Annotated in this window: 15 protein-coding genes; 2 read left to right on the top strand and 13 right to left on the bottom strand. The window is 63.2% G+C overall.

Features of this window, described 5'->3' with window-relative positions; genetic code table 11:
• Positions 1-13: 13 nt before the first annotated feature.
• The 10 genes from pcaF to paaA are packed head-to-tail and all read right to left on the bottom strand — an operon-like array spanning position 14 to position 8,361.
• Positions 14-1,219 carry a 3-oxoadipyl-CoA thiolase gene (pcaF, locus tag SERRSCBI_RS14890; protein ID WP_042784927.1) on the bottom strand — a complete coding sequence of 402 codons (1,206 nt, stop codon included), beginning with the start codon at positions 1,217-1,219 and terminating at the stop codon, positions 14-16.
• Positions 1,216-1,656 carry a hydroxyphenylacetyl-CoA thioesterase PaaI gene (gene paaI, locus SERRSCBI_RS14885; protein ID WP_033650803.1) on the bottom strand — a complete coding sequence of 147 codons (441 nt, stop codon included), beginning with the start codon at positions 1,654-1,656 and terminating at the stop codon, positions 1,216-1,218. The genes pcaF and paaI overlap by 4 nt, the downstream gene beginning before the upstream one ends.
• A complete protein-coding gene (locus tag SERRSCBI_RS14880) occupies positions 1,653-3,188 on the bottom strand; it encodes a 3-hydroxyacyl-CoA dehydrogenase (protein WP_232230707.1) in 1,536 nt (511 codons plus the stop codon). The genes paaI and SERRSCBI_RS14880 overlap by 4 nt, the downstream gene beginning before the upstream one ends.
• 2 nt (positions 3,189-3,190) lie before the next feature.
• Positions 3,191-3,982, bottom strand: coding sequence for a 2-(1,2-epoxy-1,2-dihydrophenyl)acetyl-CoA isomerase PaaG (gene paaG, locus SERRSCBI_RS14875; protein WP_033643612.1), 792 nt, complete (start codon positions 3,980-3,982; stop codon positions 3,191-3,193).
• Between the two features lie 3 nt (positions 3,983-3,985).
• Entirely contained in the window at positions 3,986-4,759 is a 774-nt protein-coding gene (gene paaF / locus SERRSCBI_RS14870; RefSeq protein ID WP_042784926.1) for a 2,3-dehydroadipyl-CoA hydratase PaaF, read from the bottom strand.
• 8 nt (positions 4,760-4,767) lie between these two features.
• The gene (gene paaE / locus SERRSCBI_RS14865) at positions 4,768-5,826 is read right to left on the bottom strand and encodes a 1,2-phenylacetyl-CoA epoxidase subunit PaaE (protein ID WP_033643610.1); all 1,059 of its coding nucleotides are present in this window, start codon (positions 5,824-5,826) and stop codon (positions 4,768-4,770) included.
• 13 nt (positions 5,827-5,839) lie between these two features.
• Positions 5,840-6,337: a 1,2-phenylacetyl-CoA epoxidase subunit PaaD gene (gene paaD / locus SERRSCBI_RS14860; protein ID WP_042784925.1), complete on the bottom strand. Its 498-nt coding sequence runs from the start codon at positions 6,335-6,337 to the stop codon at positions 5,840-5,842.
• A gap of 9 nt (positions 6,338-6,346) precedes the next feature.
• On the bottom strand, positions 6,347-7,105 hold the full coding sequence (gene paaC / locus SERRSCBI_RS14855) for a 1,2-phenylacetyl-CoA epoxidase subunit PaaC (protein ID WP_042784923.1): 759 nt from the start codon (positions 7,103-7,105) through the stop codon (positions 6,347-6,349).
• A gap of 8 nt (positions 7,106-7,113) precedes the next feature.
• On the bottom strand, positions 7,114-7,401 hold the full coding sequence (gene paaB, locus SERRSCBI_RS14850; RefSeq protein WP_004935173.1) for a 1,2-phenylacetyl-CoA epoxidase subunit PaaB: 288 nt from the start codon (positions 7,399-7,401) through the stop codon (positions 7,114-7,116).
• A gap of 21 nt (positions 7,402-7,422) precedes the next feature.
• Positions 7,423-8,361 carry a 1,2-phenylacetyl-CoA epoxidase subunit PaaA gene (paaA, locus tag SERRSCBI_RS14845; RefSeq protein WP_042784922.1) on the bottom strand — a complete coding sequence of 313 codons (939 nt, stop codon included), beginning with the start codon at positions 8,359-8,361 and terminating at the stop codon, positions 7,423-7,425.
• 317 nt (positions 8,362-8,678) lie between these two features.
• Between paaA and paaZ the strand changes: the two genes are divergently transcribed.
• Positions 8,679-10,745, top strand: coding sequence for a phenylacetic acid degradation bifunctional protein PaaZ (gene paaZ, locus SERRSCBI_RS14840; RefSeq protein ID WP_042784920.1), 2,067 nt, complete (start codon positions 8,679-8,681; stop codon positions 10,743-10,745).
• A gap of 43 nt (positions 10,746-10,788) precedes the next feature.
• Here the strand turns inward: paaZ and SERRSCBI_RS14835 are convergent, their stop codons facing one another.
• A complete protein-coding gene (locus tag SERRSCBI_RS14835; RefSeq protein ID WP_042784919.1) occupies positions 10,789-11,682 on the bottom strand; it encodes a Kdo hydroxylase family protein in 894 nt (297 codons plus the stop codon).
• A 494-nt stretch (positions 11,683-12,176) separates the two neighbouring features.
• Positions 12,177-13,730 (bottom strand): sensor domain-containing diguanylate cyclase, encoded by a 1,554-nt coding sequence (locus SERRSCBI_RS14830; protein ID WP_042784917.1) that lies wholly within the window; start codon positions 13,728-13,730, stop codon positions 12,177-12,179.
• 160 nt (positions 13,731-13,890) lie between these two features.
• Between SERRSCBI_RS14830 and SERRSCBI_RS14825 the strand changes: the two genes are divergently transcribed.
• Positions 13,891-14,085, top strand: a complete 195-nt coding sequence (locus SERRSCBI_RS14825; protein ID WP_033643602.1) for a hypothetical protein — start codon at positions 13,891-13,893, stop codon at positions 14,083-14,085.
• 15 nt (positions 14,086-14,100) lie between these two features.
• Here the strand turns inward: SERRSCBI_RS14825 and SERRSCBI_RS14820 are convergent, their stop codons facing one another.
• Entirely contained in the window at positions 14,101-14,520 is a 420-nt protein-coding gene (locus tag SERRSCBI_RS14820; RefSeq protein ID WP_033650813.1) for a VOC family protein, read from the bottom strand.
• Positions 14,521-14,634: the final 114 nt, after the last annotated feature.

Genomic DNA, 14,634 nt, shown 5'->3' with positions numbered 1-14,634 from the left:
TTAGCCTCAGGGGTCAGACACGCTCAATGATCATGGCGATGCCTTGGCCCACGCCGATGCACATGGTGCACAGAGCGTAGCGGCCGGCTCGCCGTTCCAGTTCAAACAGGGCGGCCAGCGCCAGGCGCGCGCCGCTCATGCCCAGCGGGTGCCCCAGAGCGATCGCGCCGCCGTTGGGGTTGACCTGCGGGGCATCGTCCGGCAGGCCAAGCTGGCGCATCACCGCCAACGCCTGGGCGGCGAACGCTTCGTTCAGTTCGATGACGTCCATCTGCGCCAGGCTCAGCCCGGCGATCTCCAGCACCTTGCGGGTGGCCGGCAGCGGGCCGATGCCCATCAGCCGCGGCTCCACGCCGCAGGTGGCGGTGGCAAGGATGCGCGCGCGCGGCGTCAGGCCCTGGCGCGCCGCCATCGCTTCGGAGGCGACGATCAGCGCGGCCGCGCCGTCGTTCAGCCCCGAGGCGTTGCCGGCGGTGACGCTGCCGGGCTGACGGAACGGGGTTTTCAGCGCCTGCAGCTGATCGAAGGTGGTGTCGGCGCGCGGGTGTTCATCCTGGCTGAACAGGGTGACTGCGCCTTTTTTACCGGTGAGGCTGACCGGCGCTATCTCCTGCGCCAGGTATCCCAGCGCCTGCGCCCGGGCGGCGCGCTGCTGGCTGCGCAGCGCAAAGGCGTCCTGATCGGCGCGGCTGATGTTGAACTGCGCCGCGACGTTTTCGGCGGTCTCCGGCATCGAATCGGTGCCGAACTCGGCCTGCATGCGCGGGTTGACGAAGCGCCAGCCGAGGGTGGTGTCGTACAGCTGCGTCTGGCGGCTGAAGGCGCTGTCGGCCTTGCCCATCACCAGCGGCGCTCGGGTCATCGATTCCGCGCCGCCGGCCAGCATCAGCCCGGCGTCGCCGGCTTTGATGCTGCGCGCCGCCATCGCCAGCGCGTCCAGACCCGAACCGCACAGGCGGTTCACCGTGGTGCCGGAAACGCCGACCGGCAGCCCGGCCAGCAGCAGCGCCATGCGCGCCAGGTTGCGGTTGTCTTCCCCGGCCTGGTTGGCGCAGCCGAGGATCACGTCGTCCAGCTGTGCCCAGTCCACCTGGGGATGGCGCTCCAGCAGCACGCGCAGCGGCAGGGCGGCGAGATCGTCGGCCCTCACCTGGGCCAGCGCGCCGCCATAGCGGCCGATCGGGGTGCGCACGCCGTCGCAGATAAATGCCTGATTCATGCCCGATCTCCTAAAATGCTGTGGCCGAGGCGGTGCGCGCGGCCGCGAAACCAGGCGACGGTTTTGCCCTGTTGATTGACGATTTCGACGTCATACAGCCCGGTGGCTTTGCCCTGATGGCGCATCTGCGCGCTGGCGGTGAGGCGATCGCCGGCCAGCGCCGGGCGGACGAAGTCGATGCTGCAGCCGGAAGCCACCGCCGCCAGCCCCTGGCTGTTGCAGGCGTAGGCGAAGGCGGTATCCGCCAGGCTGAACAGCTGGCCGCCATGGCAAGTCTGGTGGCCATTGAGCATCTGCGGGCCGACGGTCATGCTGACCTGCGCGTACCCGACGTCGACGGCATCGATGTGCATCCCCATCGCCTGAGCGCAGGTATCTTGCTGGAACATCTGTTCGGCGCAGCGCTGAGCCAGCGCGCGCGGCGTATTGGCGTTCATTGTTCGGCTCCTGGGAAAGCGGCGGGGGAAGCGTAGCGGCGCAGCAGCGGCATCGGGCGATAGCGTGCCTCGCCGTAATAGCGTTGCAGGTTTTCCAGCGTCGTCAGGATGTGGCGCCAGCCGAGCGCGGCGCCCCAGGCGAGCGTGCCGCGCGGATAATTGACCCCGCGCAGCATCGCCAGATCGGTATCCTCGGCGCCCGGCGACGCCTTTTGTTCACCACGTCGAGCGCTTCGTTGGCCAGCATGGCCAGGGTGCGCATCGTCAGCAGGCCCGGGGTAATCCGGCAACGGGATGACGCGTTTGCCGAGGGACTGCAGCAGACGGATCGCTTTGGCATTGTGTTGCGCGCCGTTTTGCGCCGCGCAGCTGATGGCGATGGCGGAGGCATGCGCATAGTCGGCACAGAGATCGAACAGCACCACGGGCGTTCCACGTTCGTCGGCCAGTTGGCCGGCGGTTTTACCATTGGTTAACATCAGTGTAACGTCGTCGATCGTGACGTGCGGGCTGGTCTGGCCAGGTTGTTTGATCGCCCCCGCATTTTCGCTTAACAGCTGCGCCAAATCGGCCAGCGAAGACCAGTCGCCGTGCAGCGTAACGCGCTGCGGCAGCGCGGCCTGCGCCGGTGGCGCAAAGGCGATCATCTCTGCGGTGGGGCGTTGCGCGTCGTAGCGGTAGAAGCCGCGGCCGGATTTGCGGCCGAGGCGCCCGGCGGCCACCAGCTCCTGCTGCACCAGCGAGGGGGTGAAGCGCGGATCCTGGTAGAAGGCCTGATACACCGAGTCGGTCACGGCGTAATTGACGTCCTGGCCGATCAGATCGGTCAACTGCAGCGGGCCCATGGCGAAACCGCCGGCGTCGCGCATTACCGCATCCAGGGTGGTGGCGTCGGCCACCCGTTCTTCCAGCGCGCGCAGGGTTTCGGCGTAGAACGGCCGCGCCACGCGGTTGACGATGAATCCCGGCGTCGAGCGGCACACGACGCTCTGCTTACCCCAGCGCTGCGCCAGGGCTTGCAGCGCGGCGAGGGTCTCGGCCCCGGTCTCCAGACCGCTGACGATCTCCACCAGCTTCATCAGCGGTGCCGGGTTGAAGAAGTGCAGCCCGGCCATGCGCTGCGGGTGTTGCAAGGCGCCGGCGATGGCGGTGATCGACAGCGAGGAAGTATTGCTGGCGAACAGCGCCGTGGGCGAGCAGACCGCTTCCAGATCGCGGAACAGGCTCTGCTTGATCGCCAGATTTTCCGCCACCGCTTCAATCACCAGCGCGCTGTCGGCCAGTTGCTCGAGCGAATCGGCGCGTTCGAGACGCGCCAGCAGCGCCTCGGTGGTGTTTGCGTCGGCCTTGCCGCCGTCGACCCGCTGCCGCAGGCGGCGAGCGAGTTCGTCGATCGCGCGCTGGGCGGCGGCGGGGGCGATATCGAACAGACGCACCGGGTGACCGGCGGCGGCGGCCACCTGCGCAATGCCGATGCCCATGGTGCCGGCGCCGATCACCGCCACCTGGCCGTTAAGAAGGGACGCGTTCATGGCTATTTCCCGCTGAAGTTTGGCGTGCGTTTGGCGAAGAACGCGCTGACGCCTTCGCGGTAGTCGTCGCTGCGGCCGCCCAATCGCTGCAGATCGCGCTCCAGATCGAGTTGTTGATCGAGGCTGTTGGTGGCCGAACTGTAGATGGCTTTCTTGATTAGCCCCAGACCGTAAGTCGGCTGGGTGGCCAGATGGCGCGCCAGCGTTTGCGTGCGGTCGGCCAATTCATCCGCCGGCACCACCTGCCAGATCATGCCCCACTCCAGCGCCTGTTGGGCGCTGATTTTGTCGCCCAGCATGGCCATGCCCATCGCGCGGGCGTGGCCGGCCAGCCGCGGCAGGAACCAGCTGCCGCCGGAATCCGGCACCAGCCCCAGGCGGCAGAATGACTGAATAAAGCCGGCATTGTCGGCGGCGATGACGATGTCGCACGCCAGAGCCAGCGCGGCGCCGGCGCCGGCCGCCACGCCGTTGACCGCGCACACCACCGGTTTGGGCAGGGCGGTCAGGCGGCGGATCAGGGGGTTGTAGAAACGTTCGACCGACAGGCCGAGGTCCGGCGCCTGTTGATCGGCGCTGACGTTGCGATCGTTGAGATCCTGCCCGGCGCAGAAACCGCGGCCGGCGCCGGCGATCAGCAGGCAGCGCACGTTGTCGTCGCGTTCGGCTTGCGTCAGCGCTTCGCTCAGTTGGCGATGCATTTCGTCGTTAAAGCTGTTGAGCCGGTCCGGCCGGTTGAGGGTCAGCGTCAACACGCCGGCGTCGAGATGACTGAGAATCAATGCGTTATCCATAAATCAGCGCCCCTGATAGTTTGGCGTACGTTTTTCGAAAAAGGCGGCGATGCCTTCGCGGCGATCGTCGGTGGCGGCCAGGGTGACGAACTGCTGACGCTCCATCGCCAGCCCTTGGCTAAGGCCGGTTTCCTCGGCCTGTTTCAGCGCCTGCTTGGCGGCGCGCAGCGCCAGCGGCGCCTGACGGCTGATGCGATCGGCAATCTGCTGCGTGCGCTCCAGCGTCAGGGCATCGACGCACACTTCGCTGATAAGGCCAGCCTGCAGCGCGGTGCGGGCGTCGATGGCTTCGCCGGTCAGCACCATCTGGCTGGCGCGCGACTTGCCGACGCAGCGGATCAGGCGCTGGGTGCCTCCGGCCCCCGGCATCAGGCCGAGGGTGATCTCCGGCAGGCCGAAGCGGGCGCTTTCGCCGCCGATAACGATGTCGCAGGCCAGCGCCAACTCGCAGCCGGCGCCCAGGGCATAGCCGTTCACCGCCGCCAGCAGCGGCTTGCTGAACTGCGACAGCCGCTGCCACAGCTGCGGACGGCGATCCGCCAGCGCGGCCGGCAGATCCTGCCGTTGCAGCTCGTGCAGATCGGCCCCGGCGGCGAAGAAACGCGCCGCGCCGGCGATCACCACGGCACCCACGCCGCTGTCGGCATCGGCCTGCTCCAGCAGAAACACCAGCTGTTCCAGGCAAGGGGTGCTCAGGGCATTGCGCACCTCCGGGCGGTGCAGCGTCAGCGTGACCACGCGGTGCTGCTGCTGGCGCAAAATAAAGGGGGTATCCATCGCGGCTCCTAGACGTCGAAGTCCAATACCACGCCGTCGCCTTTCGGCCACGACTGGCAGCTCAATACATAGCCCGCCGCCAACTGATCCGGCTCCAGGCTGTAGTTGACGCCCATCTCCACCTGGCCGGCCTTCAGACGGCATTTGCAGGTGGCGCATACGCCGCCTTTGCAGGCGTAGGGCAGGTCGGCGCCCTGGCGCAGCGCAGCGTCGAGAATGCTGTCGTCCTGTTCGCCGAGCTCGATATCCAACCGGCGGCCGTCGAGCAGGATTGTCACCCTGGCGGCGTTGCGATCGCCGCTGTGGCGCGGTCGGGCGACCAGGCCGCTAGTGTTGAAACGTTCGCTGTGGATATGGTTGGCCGGGACGCCGGCCTGTTCCAGCACGGTCTGCGCGTCGTCCATCATCGATTCCGGCCCGCAGATGAAGGCGTGGTCATAGTCGCGGAAATCCAGCAGCGCGCCGCCGATCGCCGTCAGGCGTTCACGATCGATGCGGCCGCTGAGCAGCGGGCTGTCGAGGCTCTCCTGGCTGAACAGGTACAGCGGCTGAAAACGCTGCGGGTAGCGGTTTTTCAGATCCGACAGCGCTTCTTTGAACATCATCGAACGGCTGTTGCGGTTGCCGTAGATCAGGGTAAAACTGCTGCCCGGTTCGAGCTGCAGCGTCGCTTTGATGATCGACAGCATCGGCGTGATGCCGGAGCCGGCGGCGATCGCCAGGTAATTGCCGCGGCGTTCCGCCTGCGGCTGATAGCCGAAGCGCCCCTGCGGCACCATCACTTCCAGCGCATCGCCGACTTTCAGCATACGGTTGACGAAGCCGGAGAAACGGCCCTGATCAATCGCTTTTACGCCGATCTGCAGCAGGCCTTCCTGCGGTGAACTGCAGATGGAATAGCAACGCCGCAGCTCTTCGCCGTTGACCCGCGCTTTGAGCGTCAGGTGCTGGCCGGGGGTGTAGCGGTATTGGTTTTGCAGCTCTTCGGGCACCCGCAGGGTGATGGCTACGGCGTCCGGCGTTTCGCGCTCGATGGCGGCGACGTTCAGGCGATGAAAGACCGTCATGGTGTCAGCGCTCCTATATGCATTTGAAGTAGTCGAACGGTTCCCGGCAGTCGCAGCAGCGGTACAGCGCTTTACAGGCGGTGGAGCCGAACTCGCTGATCTTCTCGCTGTGGGTGCTGCCGCAGCGCGGGCAGGCGACCGGGCCGTGGGCGTGCGGCCGATCGCAGGTGTGGCCCTGCGGGGGCGCTACGCCGTATTGCCGCAGCCGCTCGCGGGCGTCGGCGTTCATCCAGTCGGTGGTCCAGGCCGGGCTGAGGCGAATGTCCACCCGCACCGGGCTGAATCCGGCGGCCGTCAGCCGCTGCTCGATGGCGTTGAGCAAAAATTCGGTGGCCGGGCAGCCGGAATAGGTTGGGGTGAAGGTCACGCGCCAGCCGCTGTCGTCGCGCACCACGTCGCGCACCATGCCCAAATCGGTGATCGACAGCACCGGCAGTTCGGGATCGCTGATCTGCTGCAGGCAGTGCCAAATCTGCGGGATTTCGGCGGGTTGCAAACGAGTGACGTTCATCGCGGCCTCCTACCACTGACTGTTTGGATAGGCGCGCTGCAGGAACTGCATCTCCGCCAGCAGCGGGCCGAGGTGTTCACTGTGCTGACCTTGCTTGCCGCCCTGACGGAACGCCTGCTCGGCAGGCAGCGTCAAGGTCGCCTGGCGCAGCGTCTCCACCACCAGCGCCTGCCAGGGGGCCTGCAGCTCGCGCGGATCGACGGCGATGCCTTGTTCTGCCAACGTCAGCTCCAGCGCGTCGGCATGGAACAGTTCGGCGGTGAAACGCCACAGGTTATCCAGCGACAGTTGGATCTTGCGGTGGCTGATATCGTTACCGTCACCGAGGCGGATCATCCAGCCGCGGCTGAAACGCAGGTGGTAATCGGCTTCCTTCAACGATTTGGCGGCGATGGCGGCGATCTGCGCATCGCGGCTGCGGCTTAGCGCCTGGTGCAGCTGCACGTGGTAGGCGTCGAGCAGGAACTGGCGCACCAACGTGTCGTTGAAACCGCCGTTCGGCTGTTCCGCCAGCAGCAGGTTATGGAACTGGCGCTCGTCACGGCCGAAGGCCAGGCTGTCTTCGCTGCAGGGCGGGCCGGCCAGTTCGGCGGCGTAGCCCAGGAAGTGGCGCGCCTGGCCGAGCAGATCGAGACCGATGTTGGCCAACGCCAGATCGATTTCCAGCTCGGGCGCGTGGCCGCACCAGGCGCACAGGCGCTGGGCGAGGATCAAAGGCGTGTCGCCCTGGCGGAGCAAATAGCTGATGCGCGGATCGTTAACCGTCATGGTCGCCTCTACATGTTCTTGATGCCGTCGGGAATGGTGTAAAACGTCGGATGACGGTAGATCTTGTCTTCGGACGGATCGAAGAACGCGCCGCGATCTTCCGGCTGCGAGGCGATCAGATGGCGCGATTGCACCACCCAGATCGAGCAGCCTTCGTTGCGGCGCGTGTAGGCGTCGCGGGCGTTTTCCAGCGCCATTTGGTCGTCTGCGGCGTGCAGGCTGCCGACGTGGCGATGCGCCAACCCTTGTTTGCTGCGGATAAACACTTCATACAGCGGCCATTCAACGTGGCTCATGATCTCGGTTCCTTATGTTGGCTATGCGGCGGAAGCGGCGTTTTTCGCGGCGTGGGCCATGGCGCCGTCGCGTACCCAGGCGCCGTCTTCCCAGGCGCGGCGTTTGGCCTGCAGGCGTTCGTGGTTGCATTGGCCGCGTCCTTTGATCACTTCATGCAGTTCGCTCCAGTCGATCTCGCCGAAGCGATAGTGGCCGGCGGCCTCGTCCCAGGTAAGACTCGGGTCCGGCGCCGTCATGCCCAGCGCCTCAAGTTGCGGCACGGTGTTGTCGACGAACTTTTGCCGCAGTTCATCGTTGCTGTGGCGTTTGATTTTCCAGGCCATGCTCTGGGCGCTGTGAGGGGAGTCGGCGTCGCTCGGGCCGAACATCATCAGCACCGGCCACCAGAAGCGATCGATGGCGTCCTGCAACATCGCGCGCTGCGCATCGCTGCCGTGGGCCATCGCCATCACCGCCTCGTAGCCCTGGCGCTGGTGGAAGCTTTCCTCTTTGCAGATTTTCACCATCGCCCGCGCGTAGGGGCCGAAGGACGCGCGGCACAGCGCCACCTGGTTGACGATGGCGGCGCCGTCGACCAGCCAGCCGATCACGCCGATATCCGCCCAGTTGAGCGTGGGGTAATTGAAGATCGAGGAGTACTTCATTTTGCCGTCGAGCATCTTTTGGTAGATGTCCTGGCGCGAACAGCCGAGGGTTTCGGCGGCGCTGTAGAGGTACAGGCCGTGGCCGGCCTCATCCTGCACTTTGGCCAGCAGCACCGCTTTGCGGCGCAGCGTGGGGGCGCGCGTCAACCAGTTGGCTTCCGGCAGCATGCCGATGACTTCCGAATGGGCGTGTTGGCCAATCTGCCGAATCAGGTTCTGACGGTAAGCGTCCGGCATCCAGTCTTTGGCTTCGATAGCGATATCCGCCGCGATCTTGGCGTCGAAATGCTGCTGATACTGTGCTTCAGTTGTCATGCTTGCCTCTTGGTGATTCGTATTTTTCACATTGAATATAAAAATGTGAATCACTTTAACTAACCATAAGGCTACAAACTGATAACAAAAAGATCAAACGAGATTCATGTGGTTTTGCGAGCGCACTCACAAGTGAATTGATTATACTGTTGATTTTACTTGATAAATAAAGTCAACAACTCTGTGTTAACGACAGGGAAAGCGGCTTGAACGCGCTTCTTGTTCTCTTTTTGTTAAAATTGAGTTTGGCGTAAACTGGCATTTATGTGATACGTAATTAAGCTGTAGGGTGAAAATTTATGAATTTTGGAGGGCACATGCAGCAGTTACACAGTTATCTTTCTGGCGCCTGGGTGTATGGGCAGGGAGAGAGCCGCGAGATCCGCCACGCCGTGACCGGCGAGGCGCTGTACCAGGTCTGCTCCGACGGCCTGCCGTTAGCGGCGAGCCTGAGCTATGCCCGCCGCCACGGGGGGCCGGCGCTGGCGCAAATGACGTTCCAGCAGCGCGCCCAGATGCTGAAAGCGGTGGCGAAACACCTGCTGGCGCACAAAGAGGCGCTGTATCAGATTTCCTATCAAACCGGGGCGACGCGCAGCGACGGCTGGGTCGATATCGAAGGCGGCATCGCCACGCTGTTCGCCTATGCCGGCATGGCCGGCCGCGATCTGCCGGATGATACCCTGTGGCCGGAGGATGAGCTGATCCCGTTGTCGAAACAGGCGCAGTTCGCCGCTCGCCACGTATTGACCTCGCGCCCGGGCGTGGCGCTGCATATCAACGCCTTCAACTTCCCTTGCTGGGGCATGCTGGAAAAACTGGCGCCGACCTGGCTGGCGGGCATGCCGGCCATCATCAAGCCGGCCACCGCCACCGCGCAGCTGACGCAGGCGATGGTCAGGCTGATCGTCGACAGCGGGCTGGTGCCGGAAGGGGCGCTGCAGTTGGTATGCGGTGGCGTCGGCGACATGTTTGCGCACCTGGATTATCAGGATGCGGTGACGTTCACCGGTTCGGCGCAGACCGGGCAGCGGCTGCGCGCGCACCCGCGGCTGTTGGAGAAATCGATCGCCTTCACCATGGAGGCGGATTCGCTCAACTGCTGCGTGCTGGCGGAAGACGTAACGCCGGAGATGCCGGAGTTTGCGCTGTTTATCAAAGAGGTGTGCCGTGAAATGACCGCCAAGGCGGGGCAGAAATGCACGGCGATCCGCCGCATCATCGTGCCGGCGGCGCAGGTGGTTGCGGTGCGTCAGGCCTTGTTGCAGCGCCTGGCTGGGGTGACGGTGGGCGACCCGCAGCTGGAGCAGGTGCGCATGGGGGCGTTGGTCAGCCACGAGCAGCGTGATGATGTGCAAAGCAAGGTGGAGTTTCTGCTGCGCAACGGCTGCGAGCCGCTGTGCGGCGCGGCGCTGGATAAGCTGGAAATCCTGGGCGACGGCGCGCGCGGCGGGGCGTTTTATCCGCCGACCTTGCTGTATTGCGCCGATCCGTTCACCCATCAGGCGGTGCACGGCACTGAGGCCTTCGGCCCGGTGGCGACGCTGATGCCGTATGCGGATACCGAGCAGGCGATCGCGTTGGCGTTGCTGGGGCAGGGCAGCCTGGCGGGCTCGCTGGTGACCGCCGATCCGGCATTGGCCAAGCGCTTCATTCGCGCGACGGCGTGCGCCCACGGCCGCATGTTGATTCTGGATGAACAGGCGGCGACAGAATCTACCGGCCACGGTTCGCCGCTGCCGATGCTGGTGCATGGCGGCCCGGGGCGCGCCGGCGGCGGTGAAGAGCTGGGCGGATTGCGTGCGGTGAAGCACTATATGCAGCGCACGGCGATCCAGGGCAGCCCGGCAATGCTGGCGGCCATCGGCGGCGAATGGGTGCGCGGCGCGCCGGTCGCCGAGCACCCGGTACATCCGTTCCGGAAATACTTCGAGCAGCTGCAGCTGGGCGACAGCCTGTTGACCGCGCGCCGTACCGTGACCGAAGCGGATATCGTCAACTTCGCCTGCCTGAGCGGCGATCATTTCTACGCGCACATGGACAAGATCGGCGCCGCCGATTCGCTGTTCGGCGAGCGGGTGGCGCACGGTTACTTTGTGGTGTCCGCCGCGGCCGGGCTGTTTGTCGATGCCGCCGTCGGGCCGGTGATCGCCAACTACGGCATGGAGAATCTGCGCTTTATCGAACCGGTGAAGATCGGCGACACCATTCAGGTGCGGTTGACCTGCAAGAAGAAGATCCGCAAGCCGCAGAAAACCGCCGAAGATCGGCCGCACGGCGTGGTGGTGTGGGATGTGCAAGTATTGAATCAGGAACAGCAGCCGGTGGCGCTGTACAGTATCCTGACGTTGGTGGCGCGCCAACAGGGGGACTTCGAGGCGTGATGCGCGCTTGCCGCCGCCGGAGCTGCCGGCGGCGGCAATCTATTCAGATCAGCGGCTGACCGCGCAGCTGTTCCAGCACTTTCAGCGGCGAGCGCTGCGGATCCTGCATCTTGTTCACCGGCAGCAAGAAGGTCTGTTCCAGCATAAACTGGCCGCCCATCGCGGCGTGCGGCGTTTGATCCGAGAAGCAAATCCAGCTGCTGCCCGGCGGAAACGCCAGCGCCAGCTGCGGCCCCTGTTGTTGATAATCGCCATCGGCCTTCATGGCGTCATGCAACTGCAGCATCAGGTGGTCATAATGGCTGCGGCGGGTTTTGGTGATGCGTACCCGGTGCTGCAGCCAGCTGCTGAAGGCGGAGTAGCGCGCCAGATGCGGCATAAAGCGTTGCGCCAGCTCAGGGAACGGTTCGCCGACGCGCCATTGGCGATGTTCACCGTGCGGATTGATGTTGGTGAAAATGCGCAGAATACGTTCACCGTAGTTCGGGCGCGACGGGAAAGCATCGACGTGCAGCCGGCTGTCGTCTTTGCGCCAGGAGCTGCTTGCGCGCCAGGCCGAAACCGGATGCAAACGCAGGCTGCCGGTCGGATGGTGCAGCGCCTCCCGATACTCGGGCAACAGCCCGGCGATCAGCTGGCGGCAAGATTGGTAATAACGTTCCAGCAGTTGCTGAACCTGCTGCCGGCGCTCCGCGACGGCGACGCCGGTCAGCTTGCCGGACAGCGGTTGATAGCTGATGTTTTTGCGCTTCGGATCGACCAGCGCCGGATCCAGCAGCGGCATTTCCTGCTCAGACAGGGTGAAGGCCAGTTCGGGCAGAAACAGCACCTTGCCCTGTTCCAGTTCGCTGACCGCGCTGGATGCTTCCGCTGCCGCCCATTGTCGCAACGGCAGCGTCAGGACGGCCTGTTCACGCATAATATCGCCAGTAGGCATGAGATCTCCTCGCAAATCTATATCGCTTTATTCCCGCCTTTCAGGTTGCCGCGTGGTTGGCTGCACTGGCTTGCGCCGTGGCTGGCTGGAGCGACGCCAAAAGTCTTTGCGTCGGTCGCCCAAATGCAACGTGAAATTTATGGGTTCTATTATGGATGTATCAGCAGGGCGCAGTGCGCCGAAGCGTGCGATGGCTTCCTGATATATAGAATAGTCCTGCTAAGGGTATCACCGGCAATGCCAATGAAAAGTAAACGGAGGCTAAACGAGGTTCGGCGTGGGCACGAATAATCAAAAATGGCACGAATTGTTCGCTGAATAGCGCATTTTTTATCTTATTGAATTGTAATGGAAATAAATATGCTGCTTATTTATTGGCGTTATTTCATTCCGAGAGCGGGGCAAATTGGGGAAATAATGTTTCGGCGGGAAATTATTTCATTTTTGTCGTGGGAATAAATCGGGCCGCCCAATTTTGGTGGCCCGATGAGTGATTAAGCGCCGTAAATGCAGTTTTTGCCTTTTTTCTTGGCCTGATACAGCGCGCTGTCCGCCTCATTGATAAAGCTGATCGGCGTATCGTTATACATATGCGGCACTTTGGCGCAGATGCCGATGCTGATGGTGACGATGCCGTGCGGGTTGCCCTGATGCGGGATCTTCAGATCGCGCACCGCCTGGATGACGCGTTCGGCGAAAATCAGCGCGCCCTGCACGTCGGTATCCGGCAGGATAATCCCCATCTCTTCACCGCCGTAGCGCGCCAGAATATCGTTGCTGCGGCACGCCAACCCTTTCAGCGTCTGGCCGATCTGCTGCAGGCACTGGTCGCCGGCGACGTGGCCGTAGCTGTCGTTGTACTGCTTGAAGTAGTCGATATCCAGCATCAGCAGCGCCACGCTGCGGTAGTTGCGCGAGGCGCGCGCCAGCTCGTTCTTCAGCGCGATATCAAACTGGCGGCGGTTGGCCAGGCCGGTCAGGCTGTCCAGCAGCGCCAGTTCTTCCAGCATCTGGTTGATGCTGGTCAGCTGATCGCGGGTACGCATCAGCTCGGCTTCGGTTTGCATGCTGTGCTTGATTTGCCGCAGCAGCACCGCGCCCATCGCCAGCAGGATCATCAGCAGAGAGAGGCCGCCGGCGGCGAACAGGCCGGCGTCGGTGCGCCAGTCCGCCAGCGCGTCGCGTTTCGACAGCCCTGCGGCGATCACCAGCGGAAAGCGGTTGACCCGCGAATAGCCGTAGATGCGCTCCACTTTGTCGTACAGGGAGGTGATGGTGGCGTTACCGAATTCCGAATGCGGCAATATTTCGCTGAACAACACGCCCTTGGCGATATTTTTACCGATCGAGGCCGCCGAGTAAGGGCGGCGGTAGAGGATGGTGCCGTCCGCCAGCAGCAGATTTAGCGAGGCGTCGGTGTTGAGGGCGAAACTGTCGTAAAACTGGCGAAAATAATCGACGTACAGCGTCGCCAGCACCACGCCGCCAAAGCTGCCGTCCGGGTTGTTGAAGCGCCGCGAAACGGGGATGATCAGATCGCCGGTGGTGCGGCTGCGGATCACCTCGCCGATGTACAGACCGCCGCCATCGCGGTTTTGGTGATATTTGAAGTAATCGCGATCGGCGTTGTTGGCGTTCTTGATGAATTTGCCCGAGGAGGTCGCCAGCCAGCGGCCGCTCGCATCGTAGATAAACATCCCGTGCAGCTGCGGCAGGTTGCCGACCTGGGTTTGCATCACCCGTTGCAGCCGGGTCAATTGCGAGGGCCCCAGTCCGTCGTTCTGGAGACGTTCGGTCAGATCGAGCAGATTGCCGTCTACCTGCATGAAGGTATCGTCGGCATGCTGCGCCAGTGAACGGGTGAGGTTGGCGGATTCATGCTCGGCGCTGCGCAGATCCCGCTGGTGCGCGTTCCAGATTTGCCAGCTGTTAAAGAGGATCAGCGTGGCGGCAACGATGATGACAAACACGCCGGCCTGAAATAATAATGGGGAGCTTTTAACGCTGCGCGGCGGCACGGCATCCTGTATGGGTTGCTGCTGAGTCATGTCACCCTTGTTGTTTGATTACTATTCAATTTGAGTTAAGAGCAATCTTATATTTTATGCATAAATGCGCCAGACCTCTAGCCCTTAACGTGGCGATAGGGAGAAAGGCACCTCGCACCCCGCATTTGCGGCGGTGTGAACGCGAAGGAGTAAAAGAGCCATGTCGGATTACATCATTATCGCTTTACTGACGCTGGCGGTGTATTACCCCCTCACGCTGGGGGCGCTGGCGGTGATGATGTTCTTCGCCTGGCGGCGGCGACGGTCGCCTTACTGGCGGTTGGGGCTGGCGCTGTTGACGGTGTTGTTCGCGCTGTTCGCCAAAGCGGCGTATGACTGGCACCGCTACAGCTAGCGGCGCCATGCGGGGTTATTCGACGTTGATCATCCAGTTGACGCCGAATTTGTCGGTCAGCATGCCGAAGCCTTTGGCCCAGAAGGTGGCTTGATAAGGCATCGTCACCTGGCCGCCCTGCGCCAGATTATCGAACAGTTTGCGTCCTTGTTCCGCGTCGCTGGGGTTCAGCGACAGTGAGAAGCCTTTATGGGAAGCGCCGCCGCTGTCATCCTGCGGACAGCCGTCGGAGGCCATCAGCACGCCGTCGCCAATCAGCAGACGCGCATGCATGATCGCTTCAGGATTGACGTCCTGCGGCCCGCCTTGGCGGGCTTCTTCGGGCATGTCTTTAAAGCGCATGACCATTTCAATTTTGGCATTCAACTGCAGTACATAGAAGTTAATCGCTTGCTCACAGTTACCGCTGAAGAACAAATAGGGTTGTACCAGCATGACATTGACCTCGGTTGTGGCCCGACAAGCAACGACCGGCCCTCGGGCGGGAAGAAATGATTGCTGGCGGCAATAATTGCCGTCGGTGACTTATTAGTGTAGTCCCCCTGACGT

It is taken from the genome of Serratia sp. SCBI, from assembly GCF_000747565.1.
Lineage (GTDB): Bacteria > Pseudomonadota > Gammaproteobacteria > Enterobacterales > Enterobacteriaceae > Serratia > Serratia ureilytica.
Note: the sequence above shows the minus strand (reverse complement) of the source record. Positions and strands in the feature narration are given on the sequence as shown.